This is a genomic window from Agrobacterium sp. rho-13.3, from assembly GCF_033957765.2.
In the GTDB taxonomy this organism is placed as follows: Bacteria; Pseudomonadota; Alphaproteobacteria; order Rhizobiales; family Rhizobiaceae; genus Agrobacterium.
The window spans coordinates 379,136-400,973 of record NZ_CP192776.1 but is presented as its reverse complement, the minus strand read 5'-3'; the positions used below and the strand labels follow the sequence as shown (position 1 = coordinate 400,973).

General features: G+C 65.2%; 18 protein-coding genes. 4 read left to right on the top strand and 14 right to left on the bottom strand.

Annotation, left to right across the window (positions count from 1 at the left end):
- The first annotated feature begins 403 nt into the window (after positions 1-403).
- Entirely contained in the window at positions 404-2,245 is a 1,842-nt protein-coding gene (locus tag RMR16_RS25310) for a tyrosine-type recombinase/integrase (protein ID WP_272548435.1), read from the top strand.
- On the opposite strand, the gene mobH is transcribed toward RMR16_RS25310, so the two are convergent.
- Positions 2,242-4,125 (bottom strand): MobH family relaxase, encoded by a 1,884-nt coding sequence (gene mobH, locus RMR16_RS25305; protein ID WP_320200725.1) that lies wholly within the window; start codon positions 4,123-4,125, stop codon positions 2,242-2,244. The two genes, RMR16_RS25310 and mobH, sit on opposite strands and share 4 nt — an antisense overlap.
- Before the next feature lie 240 nt (positions 4,126-4,365).
- On the opposite strand from mobH, the gene RMR16_RS25300 reads away from it, so the two are divergent.
- Genes RMR16_RS25300 through RMR16_RS25290 form a run of 3 tightly spaced genes read left to right on the top strand, consistent with a single transcriptional unit; the run spans position 4,366 to position 5,420 of the window.
- Positions 4,366-4,614 (top strand): FitA-like ribbon-helix-helix domain-containing protein, encoded by a 249-nt coding sequence (locus RMR16_RS25300; protein WP_272548433.1) that lies wholly within the window; start codon positions 4,366-4,368, stop codon positions 4,612-4,614.
- Positions 4,611-5,030 carry a type II toxin-antitoxin system VapC family toxin gene (locus RMR16_RS25295; protein WP_284425027.1) on the top strand — a complete coding sequence of 140 codons (420 nt, stop codon included), beginning with the start codon at positions 4,611-4,613 and terminating at the stop codon, positions 5,028-5,030. The genes RMR16_RS25300 and RMR16_RS25295 overlap by 4 nt, the downstream gene beginning before the upstream one ends.
- A gap of 27 nt (positions 5,031-5,057) precedes the next feature.
- On the top strand, positions 5,058-5,420 hold the full coding sequence (locus RMR16_RS25290) for a DUF3742 family protein (RefSeq protein WP_320200724.1): 363 nt from the start codon (positions 5,058-5,060) through the stop codon (positions 5,418-5,420).
- A gap of 12 nt (positions 5,421-5,432) precedes the next feature.
- On the opposite strand, the gene RMR16_RS25285 is transcribed toward RMR16_RS25290, so the two are convergent.
- The 13 genes from RMR16_RS25285 to RMR16_RS25225 form a co-directional block, all read right to left on the bottom strand.
- The gene (locus tag RMR16_RS25285; RefSeq protein ID WP_320200723.1) at positions 5,433-6,950 is read right to left on the bottom strand and encodes a conjugal transfer protein TraG N-terminal domain-containing protein; all 1,518 of its coding nucleotides are present in this window, start codon (positions 6,948-6,950) and stop codon (positions 5,433-5,435) included.
- Between the two features lie 18 nt (positions 6,951-6,968).
- Positions 6,969-7,319 carry a hypothetical protein gene (locus RMR16_RS25280; protein WP_272548429.1) on the bottom strand — a complete coding sequence of 117 codons (351 nt, stop codon included), beginning with the start codon at positions 7,317-7,319 and terminating at the stop codon, positions 6,969-6,971.
- Positions 7,316-8,725 (bottom strand): integrating conjugative element protein, encoded by a 1,410-nt coding sequence (locus RMR16_RS25275; RefSeq protein ID WP_413786020.1) that lies wholly within the window; start codon positions 8,723-8,725, stop codon positions 7,316-7,318. The genes RMR16_RS25280 and RMR16_RS25275 overlap by 4 nt, the downstream gene beginning before the upstream one ends.
- Complete coding sequence (locus RMR16_RS25270) at positions 8,722-9,675, bottom strand: TIGR03756 family integrating conjugative element protein (RefSeq protein WP_320200722.1); 954 nt, start codon at positions 9,673-9,675, stop codon at positions 8,722-8,724. The genes RMR16_RS25275 and RMR16_RS25270 overlap by 4 nt, the downstream gene beginning before the upstream one ends.
- Positions 9,672-10,124 carry a TIGR03757 family integrating conjugative element protein gene (locus RMR16_RS25265; protein ID WP_320200721.1) on the bottom strand — a complete coding sequence of 151 codons (453 nt, stop codon included), beginning with the start codon at positions 10,122-10,124 and terminating at the stop codon, positions 9,672-9,674. Before RMR16_RS25265 ends, RMR16_RS25270 begins: the two co-directional genes overlap by 4 nt.
- Before the next feature lie 44 nt (positions 10,125-10,168).
- Positions 10,169-10,903, bottom strand: a complete 735-nt coding sequence (locus RMR16_RS25260; RefSeq protein WP_320200720.1) for a DsbA family protein — start codon at positions 10,901-10,903, stop codon at positions 10,169-10,171.
- Between the two features lie 121 nt (positions 10,904-11,024).
- A complete protein-coding gene (locus tag RMR16_RS25255) occupies positions 11,025-11,891 on the bottom strand; it encodes an AP2/ERF family transcription factor (RefSeq protein ID WP_320200719.1) in 867 nt (288 codons plus the stop codon).
- Positions 11,892-11,919: 28 nt separating this feature from the next.
- Positions 11,920-12,918 (bottom strand): Bug family tripartite tricarboxylate transporter substrate binding protein, encoded by a 999-nt coding sequence (locus RMR16_RS25250; protein WP_320200718.1) that lies wholly within the window; start codon positions 12,916-12,918, stop codon positions 11,920-11,922.
- 321 nt (positions 12,919-13,239) lie between these two features.
- Entirely contained in the window at positions 13,240-13,509 is a 270-nt protein-coding gene (locus RMR16_RS25245; RefSeq protein WP_320200717.1) for a hypothetical protein, read from the bottom strand.
- A 4-nt stretch (positions 13,510-13,513) separates the two neighbouring features.
- On the bottom strand, positions 13,514-18,169 hold the full coding sequence (locus tag RMR16_RS25240; protein ID WP_320200716.1) for an RHS repeat-associated core domain-containing protein: 4,656 nt from the start codon (positions 18,167-18,169) through the stop codon (positions 13,514-13,516).
- A gap of 21 nt (positions 18,170-18,190) precedes the next feature.
- Positions 18,191-19,381: a hypothetical protein gene (locus tag RMR16_RS25235; RefSeq protein WP_320200715.1), complete on the bottom strand. Its 1,191-nt coding sequence runs from the start codon at positions 19,379-19,381 to the stop codon at positions 18,191-18,193.
- Positions 19,382-19,390: 9 nt separating this feature from the next.
- A complete protein-coding gene (locus tag RMR16_RS25230) occupies positions 19,391-20,518 on the bottom strand; it encodes a DUF2169 family type VI secretion system accessory protein (RefSeq protein WP_320200714.1) in 1,128 nt (375 codons plus the stop codon).
- Complete coding sequence (locus RMR16_RS25225) at positions 20,515-21,744, bottom strand: hypothetical protein (RefSeq protein ID WP_432355454.1); 1,230 nt, start codon at positions 21,742-21,744, stop codon at positions 20,515-20,517. The genes RMR16_RS25230 and RMR16_RS25225 overlap by 4 nt, the downstream gene beginning before the upstream one ends.
- Positions 21,745-21,838 lie beyond the last annotated feature (94 nt).

Below are 21,838 nucleotides of genomic sequence, written 5' to 3'. Positions count from 1 at the left end.
TGAAGCAGTTACGGGCTCGCCGATTGAGGAGGGGGCTGCTTATTAGCAAGTACGCCATTATCTACGGATTCCTTCTGGAATCGGCGATTCCGCGTTGCGGCTAGAGCGTCACGATTTTTGTATAGATCGCCGGCGTTGACTTCACCAGAATCGGAGTGTGAGTCTCTTTTCCCGCTCCAATTTATGATCTACAGACTTCCACTGACGTCTGTAAGTCGTTGAAAACAGGGGCTTTTGCCCCTTTTTTCATTCCAGTGACGTCCATTGAATTCCGCCTGCATCCAGGACTTTTAAGTCCATTTTTAAGTCCATCAATACGGACGCGGCGCAGACCGGATTGTTGCTGGAGGAGCGAGGCCAAAGAGACAAGCATGTAGCCCTGACGCGAAGCTCAGGAGATAGCATGGCACTCTCGGATATGGCCGTCCGCAACGCAAAGCCGAACGGCAAACCCTACACACTCAGCGATATCGACGGGCTTTGCCTCGCAGTCTCTCCGACCGGGGGCAAGGCATGGCACTACCGTTACTACTGGGTCGGCAAGCAAAAACGCATGTCGCTCGGAACCTACCCGGAAGTGGGGCTGCGAGAAGCCCGTGCATTGCGCGACGGAGCCCGTGCTCTGCTGGCCAAGGGGATCAATCCCCGCTCGGATCGAAAGCAAAAGCGGCAGGCCGTGCGCCTGGCGGACGAGAACACCTTCAAGGCTGTCTTCGACAAGTGGGTCATCCACCGTTCTCTGAGCCTCAAGGAAGGCCGTCAAACGACGCTCTCGCAGATCAAACGGGTTTTCGACAACGATGTTTTGCCCACCCTCGGAAAAACGCCCATCTACGAAATCCAGCGGCCTGACCTTTTGGAGGTCGTTGCCAAGATCGAGCGGCGCAAGGCCCTGAGCGTCGCCGAGAAAGTGCGCACATGGCTGCGCCAGTTGTTTCGCTACGCCCTGATCGTCGTGCCCGGACTGCAACAGAACCCGGCGTTCGATCTGGATGTCGTGGCCATGCCGCAGCCTCCGGTTCGCCATAACCCGTTCCTGCGCATGGCCGAGTTGCCCGCGATGCTGCAGCGTCTGCGCAGATACCACGGCAAACTGCAAACCCAGCTCGGACTGCGATTGCTGATGCTGACCGGGGTGCGGACGGGGGAGTTGCGCTTGGCGACCCCGGACCAGTTTCACCTCGATCAGGGCCTGTGGATCATCCCACCCGAGGTCGTGAAGCAATTGCAGTTGGAGATGCGCAAGGAGGGCAAGCGTCCCGCCGACATTCCCCCTTACATCGTGCCGTTGTCCGTCCAAGCCATGGAGATCGTCCGGCACATGCTGGCGAAGTTCAAGCCCGCGCAAAAGTACCTGTTCTGCCACTACAGCGACCTGAAAAAACGCATCAGCGAAAACACGCTGAATGCCGCACTCAAGCGCATGGGCTACACCGATCAACTGACCGGCCACGGTATCCGGGGAACCATGTCCACCGCACTGCACGAAATCGGTTACCCGAAGGTCTGGATCGATGCCCAGCTTTCCCACACCGACCCGGATCAGGTGAGCGCCGCCTACAACCATGCGGAATATGTGGAGCAACGTCGGCACATGATGCAGGACTGGGCGGACCGGCTCGATCTGTTCGAGCAGCATCAGGTCGAAGCGGGCAGCATGCGCCTGACCCTGCATCTGGAGGGCGTCCCGGAAGTTCTGCATGAACACTCGCACCACGATGCGCGCGGGGTGATCGCACCAACGCCGGTACGGCTGGTGAGCAGTACGCCTCAGACTGCGCCAACGGTGCCGGACACGGTGCGCCGCTTGTCGGCCATCGCGGGCCCGAGGGAGCAGTCCGTGTTGTCCGACGCCCAGCGCCAGCGCAACGAGATGGTGGACATCTTCAATGCGCCGAATGTCCTGTCCGCTGCGGAGTTCGCCAAAATGGCGGGCAAGTCCCGCCGCTGGATCAGCTACGAAATCAGCAACAAGAAGATCCTCGCGTTGAGCATGGGGAACCTGGGCCAGCGGGTTCCCGACTGGCATTTCGACCCACTCAAACACAGGCTCATCCAGGCGGTTCTCAAGCATGCCGGTGATGCCGACCCCTGGGAGATTTACCGGGTGCTTTCACAGCCGCACGACCTGTTGGATGGGCTGGCCCCCGTTCAGGCCGTGACACCGCAAAACTTCCATGAAGCCGTCATGGCCGTGTGCTTCACTTTGAAGGAGAAAGCGCCCAACGCGCAATGGTCGGCTTAGGTGACGGACTTTCCCGCCAATTCCTTCCGGGCGCTGCCATCCGGCGCCGCTTCGCTCACGGGATTGGACAGATAGGGGTTGTCGGGCGGCACGTCCTCGAATAACCGCTTCGGGTCCGTCAGCAGGTAGCCATGCAAGCGCCGGGACTTGCGTGGCCCCGTGACTTCGCAAGTCCAGATGTTCAGGCCGCTGTCCTGCTTGCGATGGAGCTGCAGTTTCTCGAAGCGTTTTTGCACCCACAGCCAATCGGCCACCTGGTCCTGCTTGGCCAGGACTGCGACGTGCGGGTGCTCCTGCGCATAGCGCTGGAAAACGCCCGGGCTGACAAGGTAAGCGGTCCCAGCGACCGTGTGCACCAAGGCCTTGGCATCATTGATGATGAGCGTGCGTCGCTCGATGTGCCGACGCAGCCAGCCCATGAAGTCCTCGCCCGATGGTGCCTGTACGGCTGTTCCTGTGCTGCGTGACGGCTCGGGGCTGCTGTCCGTGGGCGGGTTCCTTGGGGTCGGTTGCGACAGTGCTTTCGCCGCCTCGGTTGCAACGGGTTCGACTGTCGGGGTTTCCATCAAGGCCAGCAGCGCATCCACGCCGTCGCCTGGGGTTGGCAGCACAGGCGGGACTTTCGTCAGGGATGACGCTGCAGCGACTGACGGCGATGGGCCGGAGCCGGGAACTGTGTGCGAGTTTTCCGGTTCTGTGGTTGGCGTTTCCTGGCACGCTGCCGGTTCGTCCAGCACCACCTCTACCGAGCCCGCGAACGGCGCAGGTCGTTCGTGACCCTCCCAGATCAGCGCCGGCGCAAGCCGCAGGAGCGTGAAGGCATGAGACCACCCCGCGTCGCTGGTCACCGTCGCTTTCCAGATGGCTTTGCCATCCGGGGTGGGCTGCAGCATGCCGTGGTCCTGGAGGACGTTGAAGACGGCGGTGTTGTTGGCCGGAATGCCATCGATGCCCTGTGACAGCAAGTGCGCGCGCAGCTTGTCCGACACGGTTTTGCTGACGAGCCATAACGCCTCCTGCGTCAGCCACCCGTCCGAAGCCTGGGGCTGGTTCAGCCGGAGTTCTTCCTTGAGCAGGTAACGCAGGCCGTCCAGTAGCTTGCGCTGCAGGGCGTGTTTGGGTGCGGCCATCGCCTTGCCAGGATCGCCGCCCAGTTCCTGGGCGACCGAAGCGCGATCGGCTTGCGTCACGATTTCCCCCAGCACACCGGCATGCTCGTACTGGCCCGCCAGCACATACAGCAGCGCGGCCCAGAGGGTCGGATATCCGCTGAGCCAGTCAAGGATTTCGCGGTCCAGCAGCTGGCGATAGAGCAGGCCCGCCGCCGCGGTGTGCAGTCGGTATTCCCGGTCCTTGCGATACCGGAAGCGGTAGGGTTTGCGCAACGGACCATGCCAGGGATGCCAGGCGCTGCCGTCCGCATGCTCGACGTCCAGATCGACGGCGATCTTGCCGATGTCATGCAGCAGGGCCGCGTAGGCGGTGGCGGCCGTCCAGGCTTCGGCCTGTGCTGCCTGGTCCTCGGGTGTCGCACCCGCTGGCATCAGGTGCGACTGCCGCAGCTTGAGCGCGTAGGCGACGATCTCCAAGCCATGATCGAGCATGCCGCCGGGGTACGCGTGGTGATGGCTTTCCGACGCGGGGAACTGCTGGACCAGCTCGGCATAGCGCTCCAGGGGGGCTTGATACAGCGTGGTGAACTGCTTGCGTGAGAGCGAAGTGCGCTGCCAGATGTGTTCCAGCAGCTTTTGCCGGCGCGGGGTGGCGAGCAGCGACGCGGCGGGCTCGGGGCGGGTCAGCCCTTTTCCTTTTGGCGCAGCGTCCTGGTGCGGGGCCTGTGCGGGTGGCGGAGGGCGTTTTCGTTGAAACAGCGCGAACATGCGATCCCTTGAGTTCGGGGCGGGATGGGCCTTTTCCTTTTGCAGGTAGGGCCATTCCCCTTCGGCCCCATTCCCTTGCCTTTTGCCCTCATCCTTTTGGTATATCGCGTCGTCCCGTGCAAATCTTTGAAGAAAGCGGCGTGCAGTCAACCCACGAATTGGTCTCGAACACGTCAGCCGGTTGCGTTCATTTCAATCAACGACTAAATTGCAGTCATTGACTAACGAGGTGATGCAATGATGACAACGATGACCATTCGGAACATTGATGAGCAGCTCAAGGGACGGCTCCGTATCCAGGCCGCCATCCATGGCCGCTCCATGGAGGAAGAAGCCCGGGACATCCTGCGTGCCGCTCTGTCCAAGGAGCCGGAACGCGCGCCCTCGCTGGTGCAGGCCATCAGGGCACGTGTGGAGGGTCTCGGAGGTGTGGAAATAGAATTGCCAGCACGTGAAGCCATCCGCGTGCCGCCAGAGTTCGGCGCATGATCGTTCTCGATACCAACGTCCTGTCGGAGACTCTGCGAGCGGCTCCGGAAGATGTGCCTATGGCCTGGCTCGACCGGCAGCGCCGCTCTGCACTCTTCACGACCACCATATCGCGTGCAGAACTACTCTATGGTGTGCATGTATTGCCGGATGGGCAACGAAAGACGGCTTTGTTGGAGGCCGTCAAAGGAATTTTCGTCACGGACATGGCTGGGCAGATCCTCGGCTTCGACGACGATGCCGCTGATGCCTATGCGGAAATCTCCGCATCACGCAAGGCGGCAGGAAAGCCTATCAGCCAGTTTGACGCCATGATCGCGGCAATCACAAAATCGCGGGGAGCCAGTTTGGCGACACGCAACGTCAAGGACTTCCTGGACTGTGGCATCCAGGTGATCAATCCGTGGGGAAGCTGACGGTTCGGACGGCGAAGGAGGATGACCATGACCACGCAGTCACACACTTTTGGATGGACCTACCGGCTGGGCAGAGGTGCGTCTCATGCCTGGCGCAGCTATGCCCGCAAAGAGCATGGGGCAGCAATATGGTTGGTTGAACATGGCATTCCAGCCGGTGGCACCAGGGCGGTGGTTTGGATGCTGAGGTTACTGACGGTTGGCGGCATCGCCTACCTATCCTTCTGGCTCGCTTTGCTGCTTGGATGCCTCGTTGCGGTTGCTTGGAGTGCCGGAAGCTCTGACGACGAACAAAAAGCGCCAGAACTGCGCGATGGTATTTTTGGGTTCGGCCTCTATCATCGGGATGGATCACGAATTGATCCTTACGATCCAGACGATGATGGTTAGGCGCTTCCTCGTCTACAAGACCGTTTTCACCAAGGTATCGCCTGTTTTGCTCCCTGCTGCCTGTGCGTCTTTGGCTCCTGTCGCCAGGTACTGTGCCATACCACCGACGCGAACGCCCGCCCAAGTCAAAGCGGTGATCCAAACCCCCGGCAGCACGACGAACATCGTCGCCATCACGAAGTTCAGCAGCATGTCGCCGAACGCATTGTCCAGGCCCATCGCGAGATTGAAGTTCGTCATCGGGCGGTTCCACCCCCAGCCCCAGCCATAGAGTGCATCCAGGATCGTGCTGTCGATCCACCGTGCCAGCTGGAACCAGAAATCCACGAAGTACAGCGCGAAGAACACGCAACTGCTCGTCATCAGCACCTTGAGATCGTAGGTGCCGATCACCAGCACCATCGGGAGGCAGATCACCAGCGCCATCTTGAGCAGCGACAACACCATGGGCAGGGCCTGACGCAGCACATCCATCGCCGGGAAGAAGCCCGGCGCACCCAGGGCGACCCCCACGTGGCCCGCCCCGCGCGCCAGATCGTTGAAGAACGTCTTGTCGATCTGCCCGCCATAGTCCGTGTACACCTCCCCCTGGTTCAGCTTCTGCTGGCGCGGTGCCGCAATCGCCCGGATCACCGAATCGTCCAGTTCGCTGCGCGACACGAACCCCGCATAGTTGGCCAGCCGCGTGAGCAGGCTCGGGCTCACCTGAGCCAGGAGCCGCGCCCGCAGACCCGTCTCACTATCCGACCACCACTGGCGGCACGTCGGGTAGCCCCCGCCGCTGGCGACTTCGGCCAGGCCCGCATCCCGCTCGGCCTCATAGGGCCATCCCTCGCGCGGCGTGCGTGAACGGTAGCGGTCGTAATACCCCGCCGTGTCCACGAAGAACCGCGAACCGATCCAGGTCACCTCGTTGCCCTGCGCCTCGTCCAGATCGGGCCGCTGCATGAACAACCGCGCCCGGGCCGGCCCGTAGCAGTCCTTCGAGAAATCCGCCACCTCCTGGGCCAACACCGGATCATCGATGCGCGTGGCATCCACTTCCATCCGCATCTGCCGCAAATCCGTGCCGCAGGGAATCGCCGCCACCGCCGCGCCCGTCACCGCCTTGCTCATCGAATGCAGGAAGAACCACCACACCGGCACCTTCGCCGACTGGTCGTTCAGCGTCGTGAACGACTGGCTCCAGCCCGTCTGCGCGGGCGTGGGCACCGTCGTCTGGCACTGGGTGGAGCGCGACGCGTCGAAGCGGATCGTGGACAGATCCACATCGATGAACGGGATGCCACCGAACAGCACCACCACGATCGCCACGAACACCCGGTTCTCGATCCGCAGGGCGCTCAACACCCCCTTGTTGCCCTCGTCGGCCCCTTCGGAGCGTGCCTTGAGCCACTCCTGGATCACGATGGTCAGGAACGGGATCGCGAACACGCCGCTGGCGACCAGCACGTTCCAGATTCCGTTGTGGACCAGCCAGCCCACCAGCGTCAGGTAATACTCCAGATAGTCCGTCGTGTAGAGCGTCATTGGCCGATCCCTCCGGTGTCAGCGTGCCTGCAGCAGCAGGCTGCATTCCAGTGCCACCAGCGCCATGGCGGCGGCGATTTCGGCACGCAGGAACCGCTGGTGCGCGTTTCCGTCCGGCTCGCGTGCGCACAGACGCCTGCGCATCCACACCCATCCCCAGCCGGTCACCGCATACAGCGCCAGCCGCCATGCGAAAAACCACACCGCCTGCTCCTTGAGCCAGCGATCCCATTGGACGATGCTGCCGAGCATCCGGATGCCCACCAGATTGGCGACGACGGCGACCGCGATCACTGCCGCCGCCCACAGCAGCGCCACTGCGGCCCGCCGACCCGGCAGCCAGCGCAGTCGCAGCCAGGCGGGCATCATGGCGTGCCCCCACGCGGGGGTGGCTGTTGCAGTTGATCGAGCCGGTTGCGCGTTGGGTCGCCCTGATAGATGCCGCGCGATCCCGCCGCACGTGTGCTGTGCCGCTGGATAATGGCCATGGGCGCGTTGTTGGCGAGCTCGCGGCGCAACTCCAGTTCCGTCTTGAGATTGCGGATCTCGCGGTCCAAAAGGTCGCTGTCCTGGCCTACCGCCTGCTGGGCCAGTTCGTTGGCGGCCACGTTGGGCTCCATCCGCCCGGTCAGCAACGTGCGCTGGAGCAGCAACGCCTTCTCCAGCACGCTCGCCAAGGCCACTTCGGAGGCCAGTCGCCGGGCCAGAACGTCCTGGTCCGGTTCGTCGCGCAGCGCCTCGATCACCCCCCGCGTCATGGGCAGCGAGCCGCTGCTCGCGGCCTGCAGGTTCTCGAAGCTCGTCGGCTGGCGACCGGCAACCAAGTCCTGCAGCACCTGCAGCTTGGTGTCGTATTCCTCCTGAATGAGGGGCGTCAGGCCGACGCCGGGCACGGTCTGGGTCTTGGTGCAACTGTCGCAAGTGCGCTGTTCCTGCTCGCCCAGCACCCGCGTGGCCCATTCGACGGCCGCTTGCGGGGACGACCAGGTCTCGCAGGCCAGCCGGTTGCCACACCCGGCGGCATCGATGGGCGAGGTGTCCTCGACCCCGCGCCCGTTCACCAGGTTGTAGCCCGCGCGCGTCACGTCCGCGACCACCCGGATCGGAGCCTGGCCGGCACCGCCGGCATTGCGCCCGCCCACCCACGGCACGCCGTCCTTGCCCCGATGGCGTTCCGCCTCGTCGATGGCCGAAACCGCATCGGTGCTCGCCACGGCCTTCTTGAGGGCCATGCCTTCGGCCAGCTGGCCCCAGCCCAACTGGCCGCCCGCCATGTCCGCCATCCGGTTCGCGATCCCGCGGCACGTTGCCTTCGAGCGGTCGAAATCCAGCCGTGCCTGCAGCACCCCGTTGGTCAGCAGGTTGTACAGGCCCGGATCGGCGCGCTGGATGATCAGCGCCGGCAGCGACGCCACCGCGCTGCTGGCGTTCTGGATCACCGACGACATGATGGTCTGGAACCCGTTGGTGACCCCATTGAGCTGGTTCTGGATCGTGGTCGCGATGTTCATGTCGCCGCAAATGAGATTGCTGTTCCAGCCGACCCCCACACCGATCGAGCGCATCTGGGCGGCACTGGTCATGGACACGGCGCGCCCCCCGCCGATGCTGTAGAGCACATCGTCCCCGATCACGCTGCCCTGGCGCTGCAGGCCGTACTCGCCAGCCCTGTCGCTGGTCTGATCGGCGCTCTGGGCGTCCGCGCCGACATGGAGAGATGCCACCGCCATCGCCGTGACCAGGGCGAACGTGCGCGTCGAATGAGAAACCGTCATGGCCGCAAGCCTCCACCGTTGAAATCCACGCTGCCCAGGAACACCTGGCCCCGCCGCTGGCAGCAGCTGTAGGGGCGCCACAGCGCCCAGGCGTAGTCGCCACGCGGGGCCTGCACCCGGGTATTCGAGTGAGGGAACACCGCACAGGTGGGCGACAGGACAGGGGTCAGTTCCTGCCACTTGCCCGTGGAGGCATTCCCTTCGATGAGCTCACCGGCAGGCCAGTAGCCGGCGCGCGGCGTGGAGAGCATCGGCTGATAGACATGCGGCTGTCCGCGCCGCGTGACGACATCGCCGGCCCGCTGGGCCACCACGGCTCCGCTCTTGTGGTCATCCGTCTGGTGCAGGAAACCGCCCCGCGGATAGACCGCACCCCATAGATTGAGGGTGGTGCGAGCGCCGATCTCCCGCATGCCGGGGATCAGTGCTTCGGGATAGACCGCTTCGGGCACGTTGTAGCGCCAGGCCACGGTATCGAGCGTGCTGATCAGGTACGGCATGAAGGCCGTGCCCGCGCCCTCGCAGCTAACACCGGAGGCGCTGGCAAAGCGGCCGAACAGCGATCCGACCGGATGGCCGATCACATCGGCGTTCTTGAATCTGGAGAGATTGTTCTCGTTGCTCTGATTGGTCGTGCCGTCGCCGCCCGCGACTGCGGTGGGATTGGGCATGCCCATCGCACGCACCTCGAACCACGGGTTCTCGCCCGTGTTGGCATAGCTCGACACGACGGCATCCGGCACGTAGTGACGGACCTTCACCGAGGTGCGCACCGAGCAGCCCGACTTCGAGCAGCGCAGCCAGTAGCAGATGCCCACCACCCGGTACTCCAGGCAATCCGGTGACAGGGCGGACGAGGCGATGGTGGCGGTGTCCAGTGCCAAGGCGGTCGAAGCCATGCCCAGGAGGGCAGCAGCGATCCCGGCGCGCCATGGAGGTCGGTGTTTCATGGGTGGGCCTTTCGGTAGGCCGCGATGCGGGCGGACGCCTTCGCCACATCGGGCTCGCCATAGACGACGTAGCGCCGGTCCACGACCACGGCGGGCAGGGTGGTGATCCCCAGGCTCCAGGCATCGGCCACGCCCTGGTAGGCCGCTGCCAGTTCCCGCTGCAGGGACGCGCCACCTCGGTCCAGACGTTCCCGCGCAACCGCCTGCGCGCGTTGTGGATCGGCCGGCAGTTGGGCGCCGATGCGGGATTCGATCTGGCTGGCCGCATCAAGGTGGACAACGGCCACCTCCGGGGAAACGCCGATCAAAGGGATCGACTGCAGCGTGAAGACCTTCACCTCTGCGGCCTGGGCGAAGGTCGATGCGAACGCGCTGGCCAGAGCGATGGCCGCCGTGAGCAACGGAGCTCCCCGCAGGTTTGAACTTGGCCGAACAAAAACACTGGGCATGGTGAACTCCCGCACAACGGACGCCTGGGATGGCACCGTGCAGTTCACTCCGAATCGGCGGCGGGGTCAGCCAACAATCGGGAGTCCGAGGCAACCGGATTGCCGCTGCCGATCAAATCCAGGGCCGACAGCAGCGCGTCGCCCTCGACCTGTCCCTGCAGCAGCAAAGACTGCCCGCTGAGGGTGTCGGTCACCCGCACGGTCGGGGTGGCGACCACGCCCTCGCGCGCCCCTGCAGCCGCTTGCGCCTGAACGGCGGCGCGGCCCCGGCCGCTGTCCAGGCAGGCCTGAACGTCAGGCGTGGTGCCGGGATAGCGCAGGCCGTCCTCCAGACCCTGGCCGCCGCCACGGGTGTTGCGGTAAATCCAGGCCACGGCGTCCCAATAGCCGCTGTGGCCGTGGGCCTGTCCCACGCATTCCGCCAGCGCGGCCAGGTTCGATGTCGCCGGTTCGTGTGTCGGCAAAGGAAGATGGTGCCATTGAAGGCGGGTGTCGGGATGCCGGTCGATCCAGTCCTTCAGCGCCGGATAGTAGGTCTTGCAAAACGGGCATTCGAGATCCGCATAAAGGGTGAGCGCGAACCGCGCCTGCATGGGCCCATGCACCCAGGGGCTGCCGCTCTTCTCCAGCGGGGCGTCACTGTTCGCGTCTTCCGCAACCCGGCGCTCGTCTGAGCCGCCACGGTGAAGCCCGATGTAGAGCGTCAAGGATGCGAGCAGCGTCCCGACCAGAAGGGCGAGGGCAGGGCGCCGATAGCGAGCAAGGCGGGGGTGCGGCATGGTGCGTTCCGATCTTCCCGGCGCGGAGATCGCGCCCAGGAGAGCAGTCAAACACACCCGCTGCCCGCCGTGGACCAACAAAGCGGACTGCCTTGCGTCCCGATTGGCGGCCCCTGCGCTATCAGGTCCGGCTGGGTGGCGGGGGAGGGTTCAACACCCATTCCCGGCGTTGCTCCAGGGCAAGACGCCTGGCTTCTTCCTCGCCATGGCGTCCCACGGAAAAGCACTTGCGCCGAACCTTGCCGTCGGACGTCGAATACTCCGCGACCCAGTATTCGCCGGTCCACACTCCGCCGCGGCGCATCGTCCGCGTCCACCGATAGCGGTACACGCGGCGTTCGGGGGAATGTGTTGCCGGCAACCGCTCACTGCGGTCCTTGCGAAGGCGGGGAATGGCCGAACGATCCATGTCGGGGAGTTCATGACCTCGGCGGGGCTCACCGTCAGGATGGCGAACCATCCACCCATCCACGGTTTGGAGCATCTGGTGCCGTGCCTCGATCGCCAGCTCCCTGGCGCGCTCCTCGCCGAACTTCTTGACTGCAAAGGATCGGCGCTGTGATTTGCCGTTGGCCAGATACACCGTGGCCGACCAGCGAACCCCTCCAGGCTCAACACTCCGAGAGACGCCTGGTACTCCGGAGGTGTTGTTCTTGCGGACGATGGCGCTGAACTCTCGCCTGCTCAAGGGGCGGATGGTCCGCAGCAATTCATCGCGGTACGCAAGTGCTGCCGCCTTGGCGTCTTCCACGCCGCCGTGATCGGCGACCGCGAACTCGCCCTGAAAGCGCCGGCCCTGTCGCACCAGCATGACTGACCAGCGCACCAGCACACCCTTGTAGAACCTGGGCGTGAGGGCATAGACCTTTGGGTAAGCAGCTTGCGTCATGGGTGAGAAATCGCAGGAATCGCATGCGCTGACCCGCACGCGCGTCTTGGAGGATGGATGTTCTTCGACGGCGCTGGACAGGGCATCGCCGTGAACCATCCCAGGCCCACTGCGTGAACGCGGCACGTCACTCGCTGGCGATCCGCAGCGACTGGATCGTGCGTGACCAGAGGTCGTGATCGGCCTGCAGCACGTCGCGCACTTGCAGCGGCGACAGGGAGGCATGCACCATGCCCAGTCCCTTGAGCCGCTCGGCCACTTCCGGCAACGCGATGACGCGATGGATCTCCTGGTTGAGCAGGGCGCGGCGGCTGGCCTCCAGCCCGCGCGGTGCGAACGCGCCATACCAGTTGGTCACCTCGAACCCCTTGAGCGTTTCCGAAACGCTGGGGAGGTCCGGCAGCAGCTCCGAACGGGTCTTCTCGGTCACGGCGACGAGTCGCACCTTGCCCGCCTGGGCGTGGGGCAGCAGCAGCGAGGCCCCGCCTGCATACAGCTGGCATTCGTCCTGAACCAATGCCGCCACGGCAGGGCCACCGCCTTTGTAAGGCACATGAACGATGTCCAGACCGGCGGTCTTCGCCAGCAGCGCGACGGTGAGGTGGTTGTGGGTGCCAATGCCCCCGGTCGAATAGTTGACCTTGCCCGGATTGGCGCGGATGTAGGCCAGCAGTTCCGGGAAGGTGCGCACCGGCACGCTGGCCGAGACGGCCACCGCATTGATCGCATACGCCAGCAAGGCCACCGTGTCGAAATCGTTCATGGGATCGAACGACAGGTTCTTGTAGATGCTGCCGTTCATCGCATGCGTAGACATGGCACCGATTTCGAGGGTGTAGCCATCGGCGGGTGAGCGGGCGACCAGGGCCGCTCCCACATTACCGCCAGCGCCGGGCACATTCTCTACGACCAGGGCCTGCCCGCTGGCGGGAAACATGTGTTTGGAAAGCAGGCGCGCCAGAATATCGGTGGAGCCACCGGCCGGAAACGGGGAAATCAAACGAACCGGCTTGTTTGGGAATTCTTCCTTCGCGGTGGCTGCGAAGGGTAATCCGGTATTTGCAAGACAGAGCGCCAGCGCAACGCGGCGCGAAATGGCATGTGGCCTCGGAAAATTTCTCTCCATATCACCTCCCTAATTTTATTGAGAAAATCCCAATCAAATTTTAAAGGAGTGTGTTTTTGGAGAGTGTCAAAGATTCCGAAAAATTGTTGCAATTTGTGCGAAATTGCTTATTTGAGCCGCCCCAATACAGAAAGTATTCCTCGGATTCACGCGAGAAAGTGAGTCGATGACTGCTGGGCCGGCAAGCGCAAAGAAGCCCGCGGATAGCTTTGCCAATTTAAGCGGGCGCGATAGCTTGGAGCTTGGCCGCAGGTTGGTGTAGGAGGCCCGAGCTTGCAATTAAAAATTTTGGCGTTGCACTTCACTGTTCAATCCGCTCTCTTATTTCAAATCGGAAATAAATATCCATAAGCTGTTCTCAATTTCATTATGGCAGGACAGCCCAAAATCATTGACATTACTATCAAATTTAATGAGAACTCTTGGCCCGTTTGGATGTTTTGGCATTTTTGATTGATTTTCTAGTTTAACAATGCTGCCCATTTCTCCTATTAGTTTCCAATAATTATCCTGGGTTTTAACTTTATGTGGTGGATTAATTTCTCCTAGAAATTTTTTTAATGTCACTCGGTCATTTAAGGCAAAATTCATGAATTTACTCCTTGTTCGTCGGATATGTGGGGGTATGTGTCCCGTCCGGGTGCTGGCGATCCCAATGCGGCGCGTGCGTACCATTATGATCGGTCGGCTCCCACACGTCACCACCTTTGTCTTTCCAGCCTTTGCACTTACATTTTGGCCAATACTTATAATGACCACTTCCCGGTCCAGGCTTAAATTTCCCTCCGGTATTGTCTGGAGTAGGCCTTCCGGGTGCGGGGTATTTGCTGCCAGCTAACCCCAGATAGTCAATCCATTCAATTGGGTTGGGTGCATATGTATATATATTTACTCCACCCCTTAATCCAATTGGATCTTGGCTCACGAACCTGCCCACGGTCGGATCGTAATACCGGAAGCGGTTGTAATGCAGCCCGGTTTCCTCATCGAACTGCTGGCCCTGGAAGCGGAAGGGTTGCTCAATGTGCGGCGGTGCGGACGAACGGGCGCTGGCACCCTCGCTCCAGTCCATTCCCGGCCCGTTCCCCATGCGGCGGCGGGTGGGGCCGTCATCGGTCCCCGTTCTCGCCACGGGTCGCAGCGTGGCTTCCCCCCACACCTTGTAATCCGCCGCCCAGGCGATATGCCCTTGGGCATCCGTCAACTCCAGCGGTGCGCCGATCTGGTCGCACTGATACCAGTAGGTCTGCCGGTCGTCCTGCGTCCCTTGCACCGTCGCCAGCGGCACGAAGCTGTCGGGCTCGTACACGAACAGCGCCCCGTTGCCGCCCCGTTCCTTGAGCACCATCAGGTCACCGTCCCAAAGGAAGTGCGTGGTGCCGAAGGAGTCCGCCTTGGTCACCCGCCGCCCCAGCGCGTCATAGGCATATCGCGTGGTCTGAGTCACGCCATGGCGCGTGGTGCTGGCCTCCACCAGCTGATGATCGGCATTCCAGCGCAGTGCCGTCACGCTCGCGTTGCCGCCCTGTCGGTTGCCCCGCGTGCGCTTCGTCACATTGCCGTGCAAGTCGTACTCGAAGTGCAGGTCTTGATAGAAGCGCAGGCGGTTATCACCCACGACGCCCAGGCCGGCCCTGGCTTCGCTGCTGTTGTGCCGCCCGACCTGCGCCTCATTGCCATCCAGCAGATTGCCCGCCGGATCGAAGGCGAACAGCTCGCGCGGCTGGTGGCTGCCGGCACCCGGCAGGGCGGCCAGGATGCGGCCCGTGGGGTCGTAACGGAAGTCCTGGCGCCCGCGCAGGGTGTCGCCCCGCGCCACCAGTTGGCCCGTCAGATCGTAGGCATAGACCCGCTCCAGCACCGTCCCCGCCCGGCTGTTTTGCACATTGCCGCTGGGGCGGTGGCCGGCGCGGTGGTGGATCAGCCGGCCCGCAGGGTCGTACTCGTAGCGGCTGGAGACCGCCCCCTGGCTGCGCTCGACCTCGCGGTGCAAGGAATCGCGTTCCATGTCCGCGATGACCTGGTGCGCGCCTTCCTGTCCGGGCAGCGCGATGTTGATCTGGTGCAGATGGCCGGAGCCATAGAACAGCCAGTTCAGCGTGCGCCCATCGGGCAGCAGGGTCTGCGTGCGGTTGCCTAGCGGGTCGTATTGGTGGCGCAAGCTGCGCTGCATGTCCTGCCGGCCAATGGCTGGGGTGCGCCCCAGCCGCGCTGGCAGACCGGGACCGCCCTGGCCGATGAGCGTCTGCGTCTCGCTCAGGAGTTGTCCCACGGGGTCGTAGGCGAAGGCCAAGTGGACCGCGCCATTGTTCGCCTGCGTGAGTCGCCCGAGCGCGTCGTAGCGATAGATCGTTTCATCGACCGCCGCTGTGCCATCCGAGCCCGCCGATCGCTTGGCCAGCAGGCGGCCCAGCGCATCGCGCTCGAAGTGCGTCACCTTGCCCGGCCCGGCATCGGTTCCGCCGGCTTCGATCAGGTGGGTCAGTTCGCTCGCCGCGTTGTACACGTAGCGCTGCCAGCGGCCGTCGAATCCGATCTCGTCGGTGAGCTGGTCGCGCAGGTTGTAGCGGAAGGTGGTCTGTGCGCGGTTCTCGTTGTTCAAGGCGATCAGCCGGCCGGCGCGGTCGTAGTGGTAGGCGAGGGTGCGGCCGGCGGCGTCGGTGCGGGTCAGGGGCCGGCCCGCGCCGTCGTAGGTGTAGCGGGTGATGGCCCCCAGCGGATCGGCATAGGCCAGCAAGTGGCCTTCGCCGTTCCACTCGTATCGGTGGATCGCGGTCACGGGGGCGGCCCCCACGCCCGTGCCGGGCGCTGCCGCCTGGGCGGCCACGGGCTCCACCACGCGCACCAGCCGCCCCGCGCTGTCGTACTGGTAGTAGGTGCTGTGCCCCAGCGCGTCCGTGCGCAGCACCGGCAGGCCCCGCGCCTCGTAGCCGAAGCGTGTCGTGCGGCCCGAGCAATCGGTGTAGGCCACCAGATTGCCCGCCTCGTCCCAGCGCAGCACCTTCTTGCCGCCCTGGGCATCGGTCACCTCGACCGGCCGGCCCAGGTCGTCGTACCGATAGGCCGTGGTCTGCCCTAGCGGGTCGGTCATCCGCACCAGATTGCCCTGCGCGTCGTAGGTGCGCCGCCACTCGAAGCCCATGGCATCGCGCAGCGTGGTCACCCGGTCCATCGCGTCGTATTCCAGCGCCGTGGACTGCCCCAGCGCATTGACGAGTTGCACCACGTTGCCCCGTGCGTCGTGGCGCAGCGTGGTGCGCCGGCCCAGCGGGTCGGTGCTGCCCCGGGGCGTTCCGGTGGCATCGAACGGCGTTTCCTCCCTCAACTCCTCGGGCGTGCCCTCGGCGGTGACGGTGGCCACGATGTTGAAGCGCGCATCCCAGTGGTAGGCCGTCACGCGGCCCAGGCCGTCGGTGTGGCGGGTGATGCGTTCGTGGGGCAGGTAGGCGAAGCGGTCGTCGTCCTGGCCGGGGATGGGGGCATCGGCGCACCAGGAACGCAGCACGCGGCCGTGCGGGCCTTCCGCGTCGTACTGGGCGAAGTAGCGGTGGCCGCTGGCCTTGCGGTAGCCCACCAGCACGCCGGAGCGCCAGGCATATTGCCGGTACGGCTGGGTGCCGTGCTGCGTGGCGACCAACTGGCCCTGCGCGTCGTAGTCGTAGGACGCCAGCAACTGGCTGCCGGTGTGGCCCGGCACCTGCAACTCCACCGTGGACAGGCGCGCGCCGCGCAGGGGATCGTCGGGGGACGGTGCCCCGCTGGCCGGCGTCCAGGTCAGGCGCAACTGCCGCCCCGCCGAATCGGACAGGCCGACCAGGCGCGGCAGCGCGAAGGGCGAAGAGAACGCCCCTGCTCTGGCGGCACTGCCGCCACCATCAACCATGGCCTGCTCGCGGGCCTGCCGCGCGCTCCAAGTCAGCACCTCGCCCGGAGCGAGTTCGCTGTCACCCGCCACCCAGTGCAGCGCCACCGCATTGCCGTTCGCATCCTGCAGCCGGGCCAGGGGCAAGCGCCACTGCTCGGGGGCCTGCTGGCGGTAGTGGTGCTCCAGTCCGCCCTTGTGCGCGATGACCCACAGGCCCTCTTGCGGATGGCGCACGGTGAACTTCTCGTAAGGATCGAACCACTCGCCGCCCACGGCGACTTGGGGCAACTGCACATGGCGGCCCGCCTCGTCCAGCAACACCATGCCGTCGGCCGACAGGCGCAGCTCCTGCGCCATCGGATGGCTCCAGCCGCGGCCCCAGGGGCCGTCCTCGGCGAGACCCGAGCGGTAGCGCCGCCGCCAGACCAGGGCCAGCTCGGGGGAGGGGCCGGGCAGGGTGAAGTCGGTCTCGTCCATGAGCTTCTGGCCGCTGGACAGGATGACCGGCCCGCCCGTGGCGCAAAACTCGCACGGCCCCTTGCCGTTGGGATCCTGGCGGTTGCTGTGTTCCTTGGTCTCGTGCGTGTCGTTCTTGCCCTGGCTCTTGGTGCTGGTCTTGAACTTCTTGCCCGCCAGGGCGGCCAGCAGCTCGAGGCCCCCGTGCAGCAGCCATTTGGCAAACTGCTTGCGCGCCGCCTCCTTCTGCGGCTCGGTCATATGGGAACTCCAGGTGTCCATCATGGCCTTGAGTTCCTGCGCGGCGGCGACGCCCGCCTCGCCCATCGCGAGCGCCCGGTCAGCCACCACGGCGCCCCCCATCACCTGCCCGATCACGGGAATGCCCTGGGCCGCAGATGCCGCCATCGACAGGGCCAGTCCGGTGTAGGTGGACGGGTCCTGCAGCAACTCCATGGCCTGTTCGATCTCCTCCTTGGCGGCGTCCGTGAAGTGAGCCGCGGTCATGCCGCCCAGCACGTCGGTGGTGTTGTGAATCAATTGCTGGGTCTCGGGCGCCAGCTGGCTCAGGATGGAATTGGTGAGGGTGATCACGCCGTTGACCACCATCTCGCCGCCTTCGTGCACCACGGATTTGACGTAGGTGACGTGCTCGTTCACCCGGTCACGGACATTGGTGAACCAGCCCACGATGGTGCTGGCGGGATCGTGCTGGCCCTGGTCCATCGCGCCGTAGCGGTTGGACATGTCGGTGCCGTGTTCATGAATGGTGCCCAGCGGGATCTGGATGGCTTTGCTGTTGTTGCGGTGCCAGGCGGTGCCCTGCTTGCCGCTGGGCTTGAGCTTGACGTAGGTCCAAGGATCGAACGTCCAGCCGTCGGCCACTTGCGTGATCGCGCCTTCGCCGCCGCTGAAGATGTGCGTGCCCATGGTGTTTCCCTCCCTTGGCCGTCAGCCGTTTTTTTCGTTCTGGAGAAAGCGCGCGGAATAGGTCGTCGCCACCGCGGCTGTGTCATGGCCGTGCGCCGGGGGGCGCCGGTGTGGAGCTGCCACGGTGCCGATGGTGCGTTCCAGCGCGACGGCGGCAGCGGCGGTGCCTTCGTCCAGCGCCCACGACAGGATGGAGTTGGGCGGTCGTGCATCGTGGCGCAGGCGCTGTGCGGCAAGGGCCCAATGCACCGGGCCCGTGGCGGCACCGACCTGGCCGATCACGGCGGCGGGCTCCCAGTCGATGGGGTCCCACCCTTGCCCCATCCGGGCCCGGGTGGGAATCTGTGCCATCGCCCGCCAGGTGGACCCATCGAAATCCGAGACGGTGTAGCCCACGTTGTCTGCTTGCCAGCGCGCATGGGCCAGGGCAGAGCGCAGGGCGTGCTGTAGGGCCTCGGGCTCCGGGGCCTGCTGGGGAAGTCGATGCGCGGTGGCATTCGTTGCCAGCGCGGGCGGGTGCAGCACCAGCCCGCGGCCGGTGGCGTCCCGCGTGTCCGGAGCGGCCTGCAGCCAGAGGGCAGCGGCGGCTTCGCTGGCGATGCAGCCATCGGCATGGCGGTCCGTGAGCAACGCACTGCGGGCATGGGCCGCTTGCAGGGTCGCGGTATCGAGCAGGCTGTCCACGGCCATCAGCAGCGCCGTGCCGCATGCCGGATCGCAAGGGCCGAGGGCCTGCAGTGCGGCAAAACCTGCCGTGTGCCCGCCGCGAACGAAGCGGCACTGCACGGCACCGAGCGTTGCGCTGGCCGCAGGGCCGGCCCAACGCCCGAGTTCGGCCAGGGCCTGCTGCCAAAGATCGGTGCCTTCGCTGTCGCTCATGCGCTCGGGCAGGGCCAGCGCCATGCGGGCGGGAGCGGCCCACTCCGCATCGTGTCCCGGCTGTGCCATCGAAGACACCACGTCGGCCAAGGCGGCACCGAGCAGCCGGGCGAGGCGGGATATGCCCACTGCGCCCGATGTGATCTCCGGGCACGGTGCGGTCGTGATGGCATGCGGGCCGACGCCGGGGTGCGCTGCCTTCTGGAACCGTTTTTGCAGGCCCACCCAGGACGCGGCGGACTGCCAGGCACTGGTGCCGGCCGAGGTGACGGCTCCAGCGTGTGCGATGTGCCAAACGCCAGGCGCGGCGGCTGCGGTCGAAAGAGGTGGCATCTCGATGGATCAGGGCAAGGGGGATGGGTTGCGGGGGGCGCGGGCATGGGCCGCGACGTGCGCCAGGCCGATCCGCTCCAGTGCGGGCGGCACGATCACGGCGCGCCACAGCAGCGAGGCGCGCTGCGTTGCGGTGTCCACCAGCAGCGTGTCCCAACGCAGTTCCTGGGGCGGGAGCAACGTGCCGCCTGCGGTCTCTGCCTGCACAGTCAGGGCCAGTTGCGGCCACGTGAAATACAACGGGCCCGCTTCCGACATGCCATGCAGGGCTAGGGTGTGGCCCGGTCGCGGCACCTCGCGCAACTGCAGGGCATCGGGCGCAGCGTTGTGATGGCGCGGATCGAAGTCCTCGGGCAGTTCGGGCGCGCGGGTCGCTTGCCAGGTGTCGCCGAAGGTGCCCTGCAAGTCGCGGCGCGGGACGTGGTGGGGCGGTACATGGCCGAGGGCGATGGGTTCGAGGGTGTCGTCCCAGGCGGTGATGGCACGGTCCAGCGGTTCGATCCACGGCAGCGGTGCGCCTTTGGCAGCTGAGGCGCTGCGGTAGTAGCCCATCCCCTCCAGGTTGGGCTCGAAGGCATGCACCTGGCCGGTCTGCGGGTCTTTCTCCTGCCCGCCGAACGCAAAGGGGCGCAGGAGCGGGATGCGCAATGCGGTGGCCTCTCCCGAGGCCCGCAGCCTGCCGATCAATCCAAGTTCGGGCAGCCAGGTGCGTGGAGCGAACGCGCGCAGTTCGATCAGGCGCCGCGATCCACTGGTGCCGAGGTAGTCCACTGCGGCATCGATCCATGGTCGCGGGCAGCCGTCCGGCGCAACGGCCCAGCCATTCACGATCAGGTCGAAGCAGGGCTTGGGCGGCACGTACTCGGTCTCCAGGCAGGTCCAGAGTTCATGCTGGCGTGCTGCGATGGCAGCAGCCTGGGCCGCTTCCAGGGGCAGGCTGCCGAGCGTCTGGCGCATGCCCTCCCGAGAAATGGCGGCCTGGTCCTTTGCTGCCGCAAGTTGGGGCGGCAGGCCCGCCGCCTCAGCCAGTTGCCACGTTCCCTTGACGATCAGCAAAGCCGCGTTGCGCCGCTCGGCGTCCTGGTGCGGAAAGACCTGCGTGCGAAACGGCGTGTGGTTGAGGACCGAGCAGGTCATGGCGGTGGCGGATCGGCCTGCAGGCTGGCCACTAACTGCACGGTTTCCACCGCGGCCATCTGGCGGGCGGCGAGGTCTTCGTGGGACAGCGTAAACGGACGGTCGGTGACCGCGGCATGCTCAACGTAGAGCCAGCTGCGCAGCGCATGCCCGACGTCGAAGGCGTGCGTCAGGCGATGGGTCTGCGTGATCGGCTGGCCTGAGCGGATGCGGATGGCATCGAGCGCCCAGAGTCGATCCTTGAGTGCAGGATCTGTCCATCGGGTGATTTGGTCCGGCTCCAGCCCGGTACAGCCGTTGGCCGCGAACACCGTGCAGGCGAGGGCGCGCAAGGCGCGCTGGCGCTCGTCGGAGGTGCCCTGGGTGTTCACCAGCTCGCCCGGTACGTGGCCGAACACCAGCCGCAGCACGTCGCGCTCGCCCGGCTCCACGGGCCGCTCCTGCCGTTCGATGAAATCGAGTACCGGCAGCAGCCCTTCGATGCGTCCCGCAATGGCCGCGACCCGCAGCGCCGTGTCGTTGGGCACCCGGAGCCCTTGCAGGACGGCACCCAGCGCCGGTTCGGGTTCGCGCGCGGCCCACAGCGCCAGCGCGGCGTCGGCCGCGGCGGCCCAGCCGATGGGGTGCGATTGCTCGGTGGGGCCGTCTGCGGCGGTGATGCGCTCGATGTAGCGGCGCAGTTCCGGCTGCAGCCGGTGCCCGCCCATCACGCCCAGGGCCTGCAGCGTGGTGATCTGCCGGGCAAGGTCCTGGCCCTGCAGCACGGCTTTCCAGCGCTCTTCGGCTCGGGGCGGCACCTGTCCCATGCGCGCACAGGCCAAGAGGCAGGCGTCCTGGTCCGCTCCGCGCACCACTGCCGCATGGACCGCGGCGATGTGCTCCGGCAATGCGAGCCGCCCCGCCAGTTCCACGCCGCACGCAAGCAGTTGTGCGTCGTCCGACGCCAGAAGGTGGCCGCAGGTGTCCGGGGCGGCATAGAACCACAGGGCCTCCCGAACGGAGACGGGTTGCGCTGCATGCAGGCGGGCGATGAGGTCCAGGCGCGTCGCCACATCGGTTTGATGCTGCTCTGCCAGCGCAACGCGCACGAACGCGGCACCTGCGATTTCCTCGGGCTGGACCTTGCCGTCGAGAATCGCCGCCGCGTCCAAGCAGGCAGTGCCGTAGTAGCGGCCGACGGCGATGAGCGCGTCCAGGCGCTGATCGACGGCCTTCAGGGCGCGCAACGTGTGCCCACCGCGCAACATGCCCGGGCGCCGGCCGTAGGCTCGGACGGCGATCCCCATCTGCCGGTTCAGCATGCCGGGCAATGGCGGCGGT